The 14,790-nt window shown below is 62.7% G+C and carries 15 protein-coding genes and 1 pseudogene; 10 read left to right on the top strand and 6 right to left on the bottom strand.

The window, feature by feature from the left end; all coding sequences use genetic code 11:
• The 3 genes and pseudogenes from AC1DUR_RS12275 to AC1DUR_RS12265 all read right to left on the bottom strand — a co-directional run.
• A pseudogene (locus tag AC1DUR_RS12275) lies at window positions 1-121 on the bottom strand (IS481 family transposase); the annotation flags it as partial.
• A gap of 150 nt (window positions 122-271) precedes the next feature.
• Window positions 272-1,291, bottom strand: a complete 1,020-nt coding sequence (locus AC1DUR_RS12270) for a DUF58 domain-containing protein (protein ID WP_477717519.1) — start codon at window positions 1,289-1,291, stop codon at window positions 272-274.
• Window positions 1,292-1,318: 27 nt separating this feature from the next.
• Window positions 1,319-2,239 (bottom strand): AAA family ATPase, encoded by a 921-nt coding sequence (locus tag AC1DUR_RS12265; RefSeq protein ID WP_477717518.1) that lies wholly within the window; start codon window positions 2,237-2,239, stop codon window positions 1,319-1,321.
• Between the two features lie 31 nt (window positions 2,240-2,270).
• Here AC1DUR_RS12265 and AC1DUR_RS12260 point away from each other — a divergent pair, with 31 nt between their 5' ends.
• From AC1DUR_RS12260 to AC1DUR_RS12230, 7 genes are all read left to right on the top strand, one after another.
• Window positions 2,271-3,224 (top strand): histone deacetylase family protein, encoded by a 954-nt coding sequence (locus AC1DUR_RS12260; RefSeq protein WP_477717517.1) that lies wholly within the window; start codon window positions 2,271-2,273, stop codon window positions 3,222-3,224.
• Between the two features lie 131 nt (window positions 3,225-3,355).
• The gene (locus AC1DUR_RS12255; RefSeq protein ID WP_477717516.1) at window positions 3,356-4,690 is read left to right on the top strand and encodes a mechanosensitive ion channel family protein; all 1,335 of its coding nucleotides are present in this window, start codon (window positions 3,356-3,358) and stop codon (window positions 4,688-4,690) included.
• Window positions 4,691-4,949: 259 nt separating this feature from the next.
• Window positions 4,950-5,699, top strand: coding sequence for an electron transfer flavoprotein subunit beta/FixA family protein (locus tag AC1DUR_RS12250; RefSeq protein WP_477717515.1), 750 nt, complete (start codon window positions 4,950-4,952; stop codon window positions 5,697-5,699).
• Window positions 5,700-6,632, top strand: coding sequence for an electron transfer flavoprotein subunit alpha/FixB family protein (locus AC1DUR_RS12245; protein WP_477717514.1), 933 nt, complete (start codon window positions 5,700-5,702; stop codon window positions 6,630-6,632). It abuts the gene before it with no gap.
• A gap of 111 nt (window positions 6,633-6,743) precedes the next feature.
• Window positions 6,744-8,534 (top strand): acyl-CoA dehydrogenase C-terminal domain-containing protein, encoded by a 1,791-nt coding sequence (locus AC1DUR_RS12240; RefSeq protein ID WP_477717513.1) that lies wholly within the window; start codon window positions 6,744-6,746, stop codon window positions 8,532-8,534.
• A 141-nt stretch (window positions 8,535-8,675) separates the two neighbouring features.
• Complete coding sequence (locus AC1DUR_RS12235; protein ID WP_477717512.1) at window positions 8,676-9,629, top strand: NAD(P)H-dependent flavin oxidoreductase; 954 nt, start codon at window positions 8,676-8,678, stop codon at window positions 9,627-9,629.
• A 36-nt stretch (window positions 9,630-9,665) separates the two neighbouring features.
• The gene (locus AC1DUR_RS12230; protein WP_477717511.1) at window positions 9,666-10,751 is read left to right on the top strand and encodes an acyltransferase family protein; all 1,086 of its coding nucleotides are present in this window, start codon (window positions 9,666-9,668) and stop codon (window positions 10,749-10,751) included.
• A 143-nt stretch (window positions 10,752-10,894) separates the two neighbouring features.
• Here the strand turns inward: AC1DUR_RS12230 and AC1DUR_RS12225 are convergent, their stop codons facing one another.
• Together AC1DUR_RS12225 and AC1DUR_RS12220 are read right to left on the bottom strand one after the other, a co-directional pair.
• Complete coding sequence (locus AC1DUR_RS12225) at window positions 10,895-11,242, bottom strand: DOPA 4,5-dioxygenase family protein (protein WP_477717510.1); 348 nt, start codon at window positions 11,240-11,242, stop codon at window positions 10,895-10,897.
• A 71-nt stretch (window positions 11,243-11,313) separates the two neighbouring features.
• Window positions 11,314-11,580 carry a hypothetical protein gene (locus tag AC1DUR_RS12220; protein WP_477717509.1) on the bottom strand — a complete coding sequence of 89 codons (267 nt, stop codon included), beginning with the start codon at window positions 11,578-11,580 and terminating at the stop codon, window positions 11,314-11,316.
• A gap of 170 nt (window positions 11,581-11,750) precedes the next feature.
• Between AC1DUR_RS12220 and AC1DUR_RS12215 the strand changes: the two genes are divergently transcribed.
• From AC1DUR_RS12215 to AC1DUR_RS12205, 3 genes are all read left to right on the top strand, one after another.
• Window positions 11,751-12,860, top strand: coding sequence for a PA0069 family radical SAM protein (locus tag AC1DUR_RS12215; RefSeq protein WP_477717508.1), 1,110 nt, complete (start codon window positions 11,751-11,753; stop codon window positions 12,858-12,860).
• 121 nt (window positions 12,861-12,981) lie between these two features.
• On the top strand, window positions 12,982-13,422 hold the full coding sequence (locus AC1DUR_RS12210) for a GNAT family N-acetyltransferase (RefSeq protein ID WP_477717507.1): 441 nt from the start codon (window positions 12,982-12,984) through the stop codon (window positions 13,420-13,422).
• A 59-nt stretch (window positions 13,423-13,481) separates the two neighbouring features.
• The gene (locus tag AC1DUR_RS12205) at window positions 13,482-14,012 is read left to right on the top strand and encodes a L,D-transpeptidase family protein (protein ID WP_477717506.1); all 531 of its coding nucleotides are present in this window, start codon (window positions 13,482-13,484) and stop codon (window positions 14,010-14,012) included.
• Here the strand turns inward: AC1DUR_RS12205 and AC1DUR_RS12200 are convergent.
• Window positions 14,009-14,677: an amino acid ABC transporter permease gene (locus tag AC1DUR_RS12200; protein WP_477717505.1), complete on the bottom strand. Its 669-nt coding sequence runs from the start codon at window positions 14,675-14,677 to the stop codon at window positions 14,009-14,011. The two genes, AC1DUR_RS12205 and AC1DUR_RS12200, sit on opposite strands and share 4 nt — an antisense overlap.
• Between the last annotated feature and the right edge of the window lie 113 nt (window positions 14,678-14,790).

Here is a 14,790-nt window from a genome sequence, read left to right as displayed (position 1 = left end):
ATGCGGCCTTCGCGCCAATGCCAAAGCGCCGACACAGCTCGCGCCGGTTGGCGCCTTCTTGCAAGGCCAGTGCCACGAATTCGCGTTTGATGTCCATCAGGTCTCTCGGTTGCCAAGGCATGCCCTTCTCCTTGCGCCAATGGCGCTGAAGAAGTGTTTCCTATGTCTCCGAACACCTGTTGCGTATGTGCCCAGTCCATACAGCGAAGCAAAGAAAAGTAAGTCGCCCGCCGGGGCGAGTCCCGGCCTGCAGCCTCAGGAAGTCCACCCGTCAACATAAAGCCAGCGCCTCCAGACACAACCGCTTGTGTGCCTCACCGCTCGCAGGCCTGATCTCCAGCGCAGGCAAACGCAAGCCGTAGTCCAGCCCCAGTTTGTCGGCCAGCAAAACCCACGCGCAAAGCCGCGAAAGCTTTTGCTCGACACCCGCAGAACCCGCCTGCATGAAATCCAGCCAGAGCTCATGGCGTTGGGCCTGCTGGGTGTCGCGCACCACCAGGCCGTTGCCCTGCTCGTCGGCCTTCGCCGCTTTTTTCCAGACCACCAGTTTCATCGGGTCGCCGCGCCGGTAGCTGCGGATGCCGTCGAACTCGCCCGTGCTCTGCGCCCGCGCGGCGGCTGCGGCACCGCCGGAGCGCGGCTCGCCCGGGGGCAGTGGCGGCGGGTGCAGTTCAGGCGCGGGGTAGACCAGGAGCTGGGCCGCCGGCCGCCAGACCGTCCAGACCCGGAAGGTGCCGAGCGGGAAGCGTGTTTCCGCTGTTAGTGTGGGCAAGCGGTGCACACCGCGCCGCGGCGGCGTGAAGGCCACCTGCACCACGCTGCTGCCTTGCGCCGGCACATCGGTCCAGGCCCAGTGCTGCTTGCGGCCTTTATGTGCATCCACATCGTGCGGATTGAGCACGCTCAGGCCGATGCCATGGCGCGCGGCCCGCCTGGTGTTTGTGAGTTTGATGTCAAAGGAGGCGGTCGCTCCGGCGTATTGAGCGGGTGGCGCCATCAAATTCATGGCAAGCCCGCGCAGGGTGCCATGGCACACATGCATGCCCACCAGCGCACTGCCGGCCAGCAAAAACGTCAGCAGGTAGCCCAGGTTGAGCTGGTAATTGATCGAGGCGACCAGCAGCACCAGCAGGGTCACGCCCAGCATCAACCCCGCACGCGTGGGCAGGATGTAGACATTGCGCTGTGTCAGCATGACGCTGTCGGTGAAGGGCAGCTTGCCCTGCCACCATGTCTGGAAACGGCCCCTGATAAAAGACAGGGGGTTGGGGATGAGCGCCAGAGCGGCCATGAAGAACGGGTTTTCCTGATTCGGGGGTCAGGGCAAGGGCACGGCTTCCAGCATCGCACGTACCTGCTCCACAGAGCCGCGACCGGCGTCGCTCACGGGAAGGAGGCGGTGCGCGGTGGTCTGCGGCAGCACGGCGGCGATGTCGTCGGGGGCGACATAATCGCGGCCGTCCAGGAATGCCTGCGCCTTGGCGGCGCGCATGACGGCGATGCCCGCCCGCGGGCTCAGGCCCTGCAGAAACCAGCGACCCGAGCGCGTGGCCGCCACCAGATCCTGCAGGTAGTTCAGCAAGGGGTCCGCGGCATGCACCTGCGCGACCAGCTGTTGCAGCTCCAGCAGGTCGTGCGGGGCCAGCAGCGTCGGCAGCTTGTCGACCATCTCGCGCCGGTCGTTGCCCCGGAGCAGTTCCCGTTCGGCGGCGCGGTCGGGGTAGCCCAGCGAGATACGCATGTGAAAACGGTCCAGCTGCGACTCGGGCAGGGCATAGGTGCCCAGCTGGTCGTGCGGGTTTTGCGTGGCAATCACAAAAAACGGCACAGGCAGCGGACGCGTTTCGCCCTCCACCGTGACCTGCTTTTCCTCCATGGCCTCCAGCAGCGCACTCTGCGTTTTCGGGCTGGCCCGGTTGATTTCGTCGGCCAGCAGCACCTGGGCAAACAGGGGACCGCGATGAAAGACAAAACTTTCTTTCTGGCGCTCGTAAATCGAGACACCCGACAAATCGCTGGGCATCAAATCGGCTGTGAACTGCACGCGGGAAAACTGCAGGCCGAACGAGCGCGACAGCGCATGGGCGAGGGTGGTTTTGCCCACCCCGGGAACGTCTTCAATCAGCAGATGGCCTCCCGCGAGCAGGCAGGCGACGCAGTCCTGCACCTGCGCGTGCTTGCCGACAATGACCGTGTTAAGCTGATTCAGGAGCGCTTGAAGTTTTTCTTTGACATTCATGTCGTCAACCTTACCGCAAAATTTTCATGCTATGAACGCGACTGGTTATTTCACTCACAAAGACTGCCGGATGCACGAGATGGGTCCGGGGCATCCTGAATGCCCCGAGCGGCTCGACGCCATTGAAGACCAGCTGCTGGCCTCGGGCGTTGGTGATGCGCTGGACCGGCGCGAGGCGCCGCTGGCTGCACTGGGCGACATCGAGCTGGCGCACGACCGCATGATGGTGGCGGCGATCCGCGGCCTGAGCGATCACTTGACCGATGACATTGACGCGGGCGGTCCGGCCTACGCGCAGATTGATCCGGACACCGCCCTCAACGTGCATACCTGGAACGCCGCCTTGCGGGCTGCGGGCGCCGCGCTCGCGGCCACCGACAGCGTGATGGCCGGCGAAATCGAAAACGCCTTTTGCGCCGTGCGCCCGCCGGGGCACCATGCCTGCCACAACAAGGCCATGGGGTTTTGCATTTTCAACAGCGTCGCCATTGCGGCCAAATATGCCCTGGAGCGCCACGGGCTCAAACGCGTGGCGGTGGTCGATTTCGACGTGCACCATGGCAACGGCACCGAAGACATCCTCAGCGGCGATGAGCGTGTACTGATGGTGGGTTTTTTCCAGCATCCCTTTTACCCCTACAGCGGCGCTGACACGCATGCCAGCAACATGGTCAACCTGCCAGTGCCGGCCTACACCAAGGGAATGGAGGTGCGCGAACTGATCGAGGCGCACTGGATCCCGCGCCTGGAAGCCTTCAGGCCCGAGATGATTTTCATCAGTGCCGGCTTCGATGCACACCGCGATGACGAGCTGGGCCAGCTGGGACTGGTGGAGCAGGACTATGCCTGGATCACCCAGCGCATCAAGGATGTGGCCAGGCGCCATGCGCAGGGCCGCATCGTGTCGTCGCTCGAAGGCGGCTACAACCTGCGGGCGCTGGCGCGCAGCGTCGAAGCGCATATCCGTGTGCTGGCCGATTTGTAGGCAGCCTCGTGCGCGCCGCCCATCGCCGCGCGCTGAGCCGTGTGAACGGATTCCCGGCCTCGGCGAGGGAACTCCCGGCTTCATTGAAAAAGTTGAACAACGTTGAATCAAGTTGAACAAAGGAAACCGCAATGGCCAGCGCCGGCGCCCTGAATCCTGCCAATGCCTCACTCGTCCGTCCAGCGGCCCGCATCGACAACCTGGATGCCTGGTTCTCAGCCCTGACCCAGTCCTCCGCGCTGACTGAGCTGGCTTCGCTGATCGCCTGTGCCCTGCTGGCCTGGTTGGTGGTGCGGGTGGCCAGCCGTGCGCGGCACAGTGCTGATGAGTCGTCCATCCTGTTTGGCCGGCGCATTGTTGACGGCGTGCTTTTCCCTCTGCTGCTTTTGTTTTTTGCCTATGCGGTACAGGCGCTGCTGGCGCGGATGTTTCCGCTGGCGGTTTTCAGGGTGGCCATTCCGGTGCTGCTGGCGCTGGCGCTGATTCGCCTGGGCGTCAAGGTGCTGCAGGTGGCATTCAAAAATGCGCCGCTGGTGCGGGCGATGGAGCGCACGTTTTCATGGTTGGCCTGGATCGCCATGGTGCTCTGGGTCAGCGGCCTGCTGCCGGTGATTCTCGAGGAGCTGGACGGTATCAAGTGGAAGGTCGGCAACTCGACCCTGTCGGTGCGCACCATGCTCGAGGGCACGCTGACGGCAGGGGTGGTGCTTTTGATCGCGTTGTGGATTTCCTCGGCGCTGGAGGCGCGCCTGCTGCGCTCGGCCACTGGCGGCGAGTTGTCCCTGCGCAAGGCGGTGAGCAATGCCGTGCGGGCGGTGCTGATGTTTGTGGGCCTGTTGCTCGCGCTCTCGTCGGTGGGCATTGACCTGACGGCGCTGTCGGTGCTGGGCGGTGCGATTGGCGTCGGTGTGGGCTTTGGCCTGCAAAAGCTGGCTGCCAGTTATGTGAGCGGTTTTGTGATGCTGGCCGAGCGCAGCGTGCGCATCGGGGACAACGTGCGTGTCGATACCTTCGAAGGCCGCATCACCGACATCAACGCCCGCTACACCGTCGTGCGGGCACCGTCCGGTCGCGAATCCATCGTGCCCAACGAGATGTTCATCAGCAACCGCATCGAAAATCTTTCGCTGAGTGATTTGCGGGTACTGCAGTCCACCGTGGTGTCGGTGGGCTATGACAGCGATGTGGCGCTGGTGATGCGTTTGCTGGCCGAAGCGGCGCTCAAGCAGGAGCGCGTGCTGCGCGATCCCGTGCCTTCCGTGAACCTGACCAATTTCGGGGCCGATGGGCTGGAGTTCACGCTGAACTACTGGATGACCGACCCCGAAAATGGCCAGCAAAACCTGCGTTCCAGCATCAACCTCGCGGTGCTGAAGGCCCTGCGTGAGAACGGCGTCGAGATTCCATATCCGCAGCGGGTGATTCACACGCGTGCCAGCGCCGCGGAGGGCGTCAGGCCTTCCTGAGGCGCCGGAGCGCGGGAAGGCCGGTGCCTTCGGGGTGCTTCCAATTGACGCCTGCACGACAGTTGTTTGGTGGAGATGCTCTAATTCCACAGGGGGAGCCATTTATAATGAAATAGAACGACCGTTCTTTTTTTTGCTTGCTGCCGTGGCGGATAACCCTCCGGGCAACAAGTTGGCCGCCCGCACCACGAAGGCCGCAGCATAGAATGCAAGGCTTACGTTTACGTCAACGTCAATTAACAAACTCTGGAGCCCTGAAATGAAGGTCTTGGTACCCGTCAAGCGTGTAGTCGATTACAACGTGAAAGTCCGCGTCAAATCGGACGGCACCGGCGTCGACATCGCCAACGTCAAGATGAGCATGAACCCGTTTGACGAGATTGCCGTCGAAGAGGCGACCCGCCTGAAGGAAAAGGGCGTCGTGACCGAAGTCATCGCCGTGAGCTGCGGCGTGCTGCAGTGCCAGGAAACCCTGCGCACCGCCATGGCGATCGGCGCCGACCGCGCCATCCTGGTCGAGACCGCCGAAGAGCTGCAGCCGCTGGCCGTGGCCAAGCTGCTGAAAGCCCTGGTCGACAAGGAGCAGCCCCAACTGGTGATTCTGGGCAAGCAGGCCATTGATGATGACTGCAACCAGACCGGCCAGATGCTCGCCGCCCTGCTGGGCTGGCCCCAGGCGACCTTTGCCTCCAAGGTCGAAGTCGAAGGCGGCCAGGCCAAAGTGACCCGCGAAGTCGACGGCGGCCTGGAAACGCTGGCCCTCACGCTGCCCGCCATCATCACCACCGACCTGCGTTTGAACGAGCCGCGCTATGTGACGCTGCCCAACATCATGAAGGCCAAGAAAAAGCAGCTCGACAACTTCAAACCCGAAGACCTGGGTGTGGACGTCAAGCCGCGCATCAAGACCCTCAAGGTCAGCGAGCCGCCCAAGCGCAGCGCCGGTGTCAAGGTGGCCGACGTGGCCGCCCTGGTGGACAAACTCAAAAACGAAGCGAAGGTGATCTAAATGACCGCACTTGTAATTGCCGAACACGACAACGCCAGCATCAAGCCCGCCACCCTCAACACCGTGACCGCCGCTGCCCAGTGTGGTGGCGAGGTGCATGTGCTGGTCGCCGGCAAGGGTGCCGAAGCTGCAGCCCAGGCCGCCTCCAAAATAGCCGGTGTCGCCAAAGTCATCCACGTCGATGGCGTGCACTTTGAGCACGGCCTGGCGGAAAACATGGCCGCGCAGGTGGTCGCCATCGCCGGCAGCTATTCGCACATCCTGTTTCCGGCCACCGCCTCGGGCAAGAACATCGCCCCCCGCGTGGCCGCCACGCTGGACGTTGGCCAGATTTCCGACATCACCAAGGTCGATGCGGTGGATACCTTTGAGCGCCCCATCTATGCCGGCAATGCGATTGCCATTGTGCAAAGCCTGGACGCCACCAAGGTCATCACCGTGCGCACTACGGGCTTCGATGCGGCAGCGGCCACGGGCGGCTCGGCCGCCGTGGAAACGCTGGCCGGCGTGGCCGACAGCGGCAAGTCGTCGTTTGTCGGCTCCGAGATCGCCAAGAGCGACCGCCCCGAGCTGACCGCCGCCAAGATCATCGTGTCGGGCGGCCGTGCGCTGGGTTCTGCCGAGAAGTTCAACGAAGTCATGATGCCGCTGGCTGACAAGCTGGGCGCCGCATTGGGTGCCAGCCGCGCCGCGGTCGAYGCGGGCTATGCCCCCAACGACTGGCAAGTGGGCCAGACCGGCAAGATCGTGGCGCCGCAGTTGTACATCGCSGCCGGCATCTCGGGCGCCATCCAGCACCTGGCCGGCATGAAGGACAGCAAGGTCATCGTGGCCATCAACAAGGACCCGGAAGCGCCTATCTTCAGCGTTGCTGATTACGGGCTGGAGGCTGACCTGTTCACCGCTGTACCGGAACTGGTTGCAGCTTTGTGACCCCTTAACTCCCTCCCCCGCTGGGGGAGGGCAGGGGTGGGGGCAGTGCGGCGCCAGGCCCCCATCCCAACCTTCCCCCAGCGGGGGAAGGGGAAAAAACGGAGACAAAAAATGAGCTACATCGCCCCTCTTAAGGACATGCTGTTTGATATCAAGCACCTGGCCCGCATCGACCAGGTCGCGCAAATTCCCGGCTTTGAAGACGCCGGATTTGAGACGGCGCAGGCGGTGCTTGAAGAGTGCGCCAAGTTCAACCAGGACGTGCTGTCGCCGCTGAACTGGGAGGGCGACAAAAATCCTTCGAGCTGGAAAGATGGCGTGGTCACCACCACCCCTGGCTTCAAGCAGGCCTTCAAACAATACGCGGAAGGTGGTTGGCAGGGCCTGCAGCATCCGGCCGAGTTTGGCGGCCAGGGCCTGCCCAAGACCATAGGCGCGGCCTGTGGCGAGATGCTCAATTCGGCCAACATGAGTTTTGCCCTGTGCCCGCTGCTCAGTGACGGCGCCATCGAAGCCCTGCTGACGGCCGGCTCCGATGATTTGAAGGCGGTCTATCTTGAAAAGCTGGTCAGCGGACAGTGGACCGGCACCATGAACCTGACCGAGCCGCAGGCGGGCTCTGATCTCGCCATGGTGCGCAGCCGCGCAGAACCGCAGCCCGATGGTACCTACAAGGTGTTCGGCACCAAGATATTCATCACCTATGGTGAGCACGACATGGCCGAGAACATCGTGCACCTGGTGCTGGCGCGCGTGACCGGCGCACCCGAAGGCGTGAAGGGCATCAGCCTTTTTGTCGTGCCCAAGTTTTTGGTCAACAAGGACGGCTCCCTGGGTGCGCGCAACGATGTGCACTGCGTCAGCATCGAGCACAAGCTGGGCATCAAGGCATCGCCCACGGCCGTGCTGCAGTATGGCGACCACGGCGGCGCCGTCGGCTACCTCGTCGGTGAAGAAAACCGCGGGCTTGAGTACATGTTCATCATGATGAATGCGGCGCGCTATGCCGTTGGCATGCAGGGCATTGCCGTGGCCGAGCGTTCCTACCAGAAGGCGGTGAGCTTTGCCCGGGAGCGCGTGCAGAGCCGCCCCGTTGACGGATCGATCAAAGCCAGTGCGCCCATCATCCATCATCCCGACGTCAAACGCATGCTGATGACCATGCGCGGCTACATCGAAGGGTGCCGCGCCATGGCCTCGGTCGCGGCAGCGGCCTACGATGCATCACACCACCATCCCGATGCCGAGGTGCGCAAACAAAACCTGGCCTTCTACGAATTTATGGTGCCGCTGGTCAAGGGCTACAGCACCGAGATGAGCCTGGAAGTCACGTCGCTGGGCGTACAGGTTCACGGCGGCATGGGTTTTATTGAAGAAACCGGCGCTGCGCAATACATGCGCGATGCAAAAATCCTGACGATTTACGAAGGCACGACGGCCATCCAGGCCAACGACCTGGTGGGCCGCAAGACATCCCGCGATGGCGGCCAGACAGCCAAGGCGATTGCCAAGCAGATTGAAGCGACCGAAAACGAACTGATCCGGCAGGGCAATGCCGATGCGGTGGCGGTGGCCAGACGGCTGAAGGCCGCCCGGGAAGCATTTGTGGATGTGGTCGAATTTGTCGCGGGCAACACCAAGGCCAGCCCGAACGCCGTTTTTGCCGGTAGCGTTCCCTACCTCATGCTGGCAGGCAATGTGGTGGCCGGCTGGCAGATGGCGCGTTCGATGCTGGTGGCCCAGGAGCAGCTTGCCCAGGGCGTGGACGCCGATTTCATGAAGGCCAAAATCACCACCGCCCGTTTTTATGCCGACCACCTGCTGACCAAGGCTCCCGGTGTGCGCGACAGCATTGTTGAAGGTGCGGACTGCGTGACTGCACTGGCGCTGGAAGCGTTTTAAAACCTCAATCGCTATTACGCTATCACGCTATTAATGTGATAGCTATCTGCGCCTGTTTCTTGCCTGTTTCTCGACTGTTTTCAATGGGCCAGAGACCTGTTTTTTTAATATTTCTGCTTCACTGACCTGTTGAAAGACGCCATGTCCAGACTCCCCGCGCCGCTGAACAATCTGCCGCTGCCCATCATCGGTTCGCCGCTGTTCATCATCAGCAACCCCAAGCTGGTGATCGAGCAATGCAAGGCCGGCGTGGTCGGCGCCATGCCCGCGCTCAATGCACGTCCTGCCGCGCAGCTCGAGGACTGGCTGGCCGAGATCACCGAGACCCTGGCGGCGTACAACAAGGCGAATCCCGACAAGCCCGCCGCGCCGTTTGCCATCAACCAGATCGTGCACAAGTCCAACGACCGGCTGGAGCACGACATGGCGCTGTGCGTGAAGTACAAGGTGCCCATCTACATCACCAGCCTGGGCGCGCGCGAAGACATCAACGCCGCAGCCCACAGCTACGGCGGCGTGGTGCTGCACGACATCATCAACAACAAGCATGCGCGCAAGGCGATTGAAAAAGGTGCGGATGGCCTGATCGCCGTGGCGGCCGGCGCCGGTGGCCATGCGGGCGTCAAGAGCCCGTTCGCCCTGATCCAGGAAATTCGGCAGTGGTTTGACGGCCCGTTGGCGCTGTCGGGCTCCATCTCCACCGGTGGCGCAGTGCTGGCCGCGCGCGCCATGGGCGCCGATTTTGCGTACATCGGTTCGGCGTTTATCGCCACGGAAGAAGCCCGGGCCTCCGACGCCTACAAGCAGGCGATCGTCGAAGGCAATTCTGACGACATCATTTACAGCAACCTTTTTACCGGCGTGCACGGCAACTACCTGGCCCCGTCGATTCGCGCCGCGGGCATGGACCCCGAGAACCTGCCCGAGAGCGATGCGAGCAAGATGAACTTTGGCGGCGACAAGTCCAAGGCCTGGAAGGACATCTGGGGTTGCGGCCAGGGCATCGGACCGGTCAGCAAAGTGCAGAGCGCCGCCGGTTTCGTCGCCCAGCTCAAGCGCGAGTACGAAGAAGCGCGCATTCGGCTGGCGCTCTAGTCCCCGTCACGCTCGCTGGCGTTCATCCCGGCCTTCATGCGTTCAACCGACCAGCGTCTGCACGGTATTGATACCCTCAAGGGCATTGCCTGCGCACTGATCGTCTGGCACCACCTGGCTTTTTATGGGCCGATGTCGGACGTGGTTCACACGGCGGTGCCGGGCCTGATAGGCTGGCTTTACGACTATGGCCGCATGGCGGTGCAGGTGTTCCTGGTGGTGGGCGGCTTTCTGGCTGCCAGTTCGCTGGCACCCGAGGGCAGCGCGGTTTTCTCGCAACCGGGCCGGCTGATGCTTCGCCGATACCGCCGGCTGGTGCCGCCCTATCTGGTGGCGCTGGCTGTGTGCGTGCTGGTGGCCGCGTTGGTGCGGCCGTGGTTTGCGCACCCGTCTGTGCCTGCTGCGCCGAGTTTGCTGCAGGTGGTCGCCCACGTGCTGCTGCTGCAGGATGTGCTGGGCCAGGAGGCCCTGTCGGCGGGTGTCTGGTACGTGGCGATCGATTTTCAGCTGTTCGTCAGCAGCGTGCTGGTGTTCGCTTTTGCACGCAGGCTGCAGCAGCGCTGGTCGCAGACGCCTGCGCACCTCGGCGTGGGCCTGATGCTGTTGCTGGGAGCGGCGTCGCTGTTCTTCTTCAACCGCCACGCCGGGCTGGACGTCACAGCGCTGTATTTTCTCGGCTCTTACGCCCTGGGCATGCTGGCTTTCTGGGCGTCGCGGGTGGCAGGCAAGGCCCAACAGGCGCAGTGGCTGTTGGCCATTGTCCTGCTCGGCGTGGCGGCTTTGCTGCTTGATTTCAGGGGCCGTATTGCCCTGGCGCTGGTGGTGGCGCTGGGCCTGGTGTGGCTGCAAACAAGCGCTGTTTCCCGGCAATGGCGGGAGCCCCGCTGGCTGTTGCAGCTTGGCCAGATCTCGTACTCGGTGTTTCTGATTCACTTCCCGGTGTGCCTGCTGGTCAATGCCGTGGTGAATTATTTCTGGCCGACCCAGTTGATCGCCAACACGCTGGGCTTGTTTATCGCTTTCCTGCTGTCTCTGCTGGCGGGCGCGGTGCTGTACAGAAGCGTTGAATCCCGCCAGCTACCTGCACGCGGCGCGGTCAAGGCGCGACCCCTTTCACCATAACTCCCGCATCTGAGGCTTTTTCTCGCTCCCTCGCCCTTTGGGAGAGGGTTGGGGTGAGGGCCAGCAGCGTATAAAAAACCGCAGTCTTTCGCATCGGCCGCAGCGCTGTCAAATCAATAGCAATTGCATTTCCGGCTCTCCGCTCAACGCCTGAACATGTCCAGCTTCAATTCAGAGGGCTCGCCCAGCCATGAGGCATGGGTCGTGTGATCGGCCAGGTTATCGCCCGTGACGCCATGCACGAACACATCAAGCCCGTTGCGGTGTTGCTCCAGCCACGGGATCAGGCGCTCAAACTGGACACGGTCAAATGCCAGCTGGCAGCTCCAGTGCGGGTGCGGTCCAATCTCACGTTCATGCACACGGCCGACGGCCACCCCGAACAGCTCACCTGCCTGCTCGCACAGCGCTCGGGCCTGCGCCACGGTGGCGGGGCCAAAATAAACATGGGCGTGGTAGCGGTCGTGGACGTTTTCGGGGCGCTTGGTCATGGTTGGTGGCCAAAAAGTGAATGCATGGGCAATTGTCCTGTCATCCGCTTTCCCCGCCGCGACCGCGGGGTTTACAGGCCCGCCAGAAAGGTCATCTCGGGCAGGTGCGCAGCCGGATCTTGCTGCCGGGCCTGCGCGTGGGTTGTTTTCACGAGTTGCCGGCAGTGGTCGAGGTCCGTCACCTGAAAAAGAAACAAAACCTCGGCGGGATCTTCGGCGTTTTGCCACAGGTGCTCCAGGTACATGCCCTGCTCGGCATGGCTGGCTGCATCCTTGTCGAGCTGCGCCTTCACATCCGCCAGCCGGGCGCCGCGCAGTTTTGCCAGTACATGAGCCATGTGAACCTCCGGTACAAATCAGCATTATGAAACCGCTCCAGGCGGGCTGCAGGCCGCTTGCCGGCTGGCAGAGAATTCAATATACTGTACATAAATACAGTATTTATCCAGCTGCCCAAGTGCTTGTTTATTGACGCCAAAAACACGGCCAGCCAGGCCGTTTGAGTCCCATGACCGAGGTCAAAATCCCCCTCCATGCCATCAAGGGCCGGGGCAGCGCCACGCGCATTGCACACCGGTTCGAGAAAAATGCGCGCGATGCCTACGACGATGGCTGGGGCACCTTGCAAGATGCAACAGGCGATGCAACCGGCGATGTGATCGGCGAGGTTCCGCGTATTGAGACGGAAGTGATGATGGAAGACGCCCGCAGCGCCATTTCGCACAACGATTCTCCCGACATCTTCTTCGACTACGGCCTGAACCCCTACCGGGGCTGCGAGCATGGCTGCGTCTATTGCTATGCGCGGCCCACGCACAGCTACCTCAACCTTTCGCCCGGCCTGGACTTTGAGACGAAGATCATCGCCAAGCGCAACATTGCCGCGGTGCTGCGAGCCGACCTCGGCAAACGCAGCTACGTGCCCAAACTGCTCAACATCGGTTCGGCGACAGACTGCTACCAGCCCGTGGAGCGCGAACTGCGGCTCACACGAGGCGTGATCGAAGTCCTGCAGGAGGCGCGCCATCCGTTTTCACTGGTCACCAAATCCAGCGGTGTCGAACGAGACCTCGATTTGATCGTGCCCATGGCGGCCGATCGGCTGGCTGCCGTCTATGTGACCATCACCACGCTGGACGGCGAACTGGCACGCAAGCTGGAGCCGCGCGCCGCAGCGCCACACCGCCGGCTGCGCACCATCGAGAGGCTCGCCGCCGAAGGCGTGCCGGTGGGCGTGAGCGTGGCGCCGCAGATTCCCTTTGTCAATGACGACATGGAGCAGGTGCTCACGGCCGCCTGGCAAGCGGGCGCGCGCACCGCGTTCTACACCGTCATTCGCCTCCCATGGGAGGTCGCGCCTATCTTCAAGGAGTGGCTGGAGCTGCACTACCCACAGCGTGCCTCACGCATCATGGCGCGCATTCACGAGATGCGCGGCGGCAAGGACTATGACAGCGATTTCGCTTCGCGCATGAAGGGTGCGGGCCTGTGGGCCGACCTGATACGCCAGCGTTTTGAGAAAACCTGCAGCCGGCTGGGCTTTAACCGCCAGCGCATTGAACTGGATTTGAGCCAGTTCAGGCCGCCGGGGGCGGCGGGGCAGGGCAGCCTGTTTTGAGGCGGCGCGCCGGCAATTCGGTGCGCGGGCTATAGTCCAAAAAGTGTCTGAAAAAGCAGCGTGCGTTTGGCCGACCTGGCCTGCAGGGCACGCCACCGTTTGAAAGTAAAAGGAGTTCACCTTGGCGCTCGAGTGGAAGTATTCATCGGAAGGCATGCATGGGGAGGACTGGGAAGCGCTCTCCAACCTTTACCGGGTGGCGCCTCTGGGCGAGAAGAAACCGGCCGACCTTCAGGTCGTGTTTTCCAACAGCATGTTCAAGTGCTTTGTGTATGACGCCGGCACGCTGATTGCCGCCGGCCGCGCCGTGGCGGACGGCAAGGACTGCTCTTACATCTGCGACATCGCGGTAGCGCCGGAGCGGCAGGGTTCCGGCTTGGGCAAAGAGATGGTTGCGGCGCTGGTGCGGCTTTCCAAAGGCCACAAGAAGGTCATCCTGTACGCGGTGCCCGGCAAGGAGCCGTTTTACCGCAAGCTCGGGTTCAAGCGCATGGCGACGGCCATGGCCATTTTTGCGAACCAGGAACAGGCGCTCAAGGACGGTTTGCTCAATGAAACCTGAAAGCGCATTGCCGGGCAGCACCCCGACAAGCTTGCGCAGGTTGTGATGTGACACGACACGTGGAAAGCCTTCGAATCCTTGTCAGCCTTCACGACCAGGCGCTGCGCCTCTACTGTGGCGGTGTGCTTGTGCGCGCGTATCCGGTATCGACCGCCAGGAACGGCCCCGGCGAACTGGAAGGCAGCGCCTGCACGCCGCGGGGCGCTCACGTCATTCGGGCAAAGATAGGCGCGGGCTGCGAGGCAGGGACAGTTTTTGTCGCACGCAGACCCACGGGGGAGATGTTTTCAGCAGGGCTGGCCGAGGCGAATCCGGACAGGGACTGGATCCTGACCCGCATTCTCTGGCTCTGCGGCCGCGAGCCGGGCAAGAACCGCTTTGGCGCGGTCGACACCATGCGCCGGTACATCTACATCCACGGATGCCCGGACGGCCTGCCCATGGGCGAGCCCTTGTCTCACGGTTGCGTGCGCATGAGAAACGCGGACATCATGGAACTGTTCGACCTCGTGGAGCCCGGCACCGAGGTATGGATTCAGGCCGGGCCGGCTGCTGATGCCGATCCGCCCGGCACCCCGGCGCCACGCTAGCGCAGGTAGCTGCGGTTCAGCCGCACTTCCAGCTTTTTCTGCAGCGTTTCAAACGATGCGCTCATGGCCCAGTAAATCGCAGCCGCCGCCAGGTACAGCGGGAAGGGCTGGAAGGTGGTGGCAATGACTTCCTTGGTGGCCAGCATCAGTTCGCCCACGGCAATCACCGAGACCAGCGAGGTGTCCTTGATCAGGCTGATCAGGCTGTTGGACAGGCTGGGAACGGCCAGCCGCAGGGCTTGCGGGCCGATGACGTAGCGCAGCGTTTGCGCCTGTGTGAGGCCCAGGCTGCGGGCGGCATTCCACTGCCCGTGCTCCACACCATTGATCGCCCCACGAATCGTTTCCGACAGGTAAGCGCCGACGTTGAGGCTCAACCCCAGGATGCCCGCCGTGATCGGGTCGAACTGGATACCAATGCTGGGCAGGCCGAAGTAAATCACAAACAGCTGCACCAGCAGCGGCGTGCCGCGCATGCAGCTGACATACAGCGCGGCAAACTGCGCCAGGCCGGGCATCTTCGCCAGCCGTGTGATGGCCACAAAGGTGCCGATGACGGCACCAAAAAAAACCGACGCCACGGCCAGCAGCAGCGTCCATGCCGCGCCCTTGAGCATCAGTGGTAAAGCGTCCCCCAGCAGCTGGGTCACAGCAGTCAAGTCCATGGCAGTCTCCGCAAATAAAAACCCCGGCATCATGCCGGGGTGCTTCAGACATTGGGTGCGCTCGGAGCGCACGCTGAATGAATGTTACTGGGTTCTGATGGGATCTTGCAGGG

This window comes from Polaromonas sp. P4_F4 (genome assembly GCF_056401355.1).
This window is presented reverse-complemented; position numbering and strand designations above follow the sequence as displayed.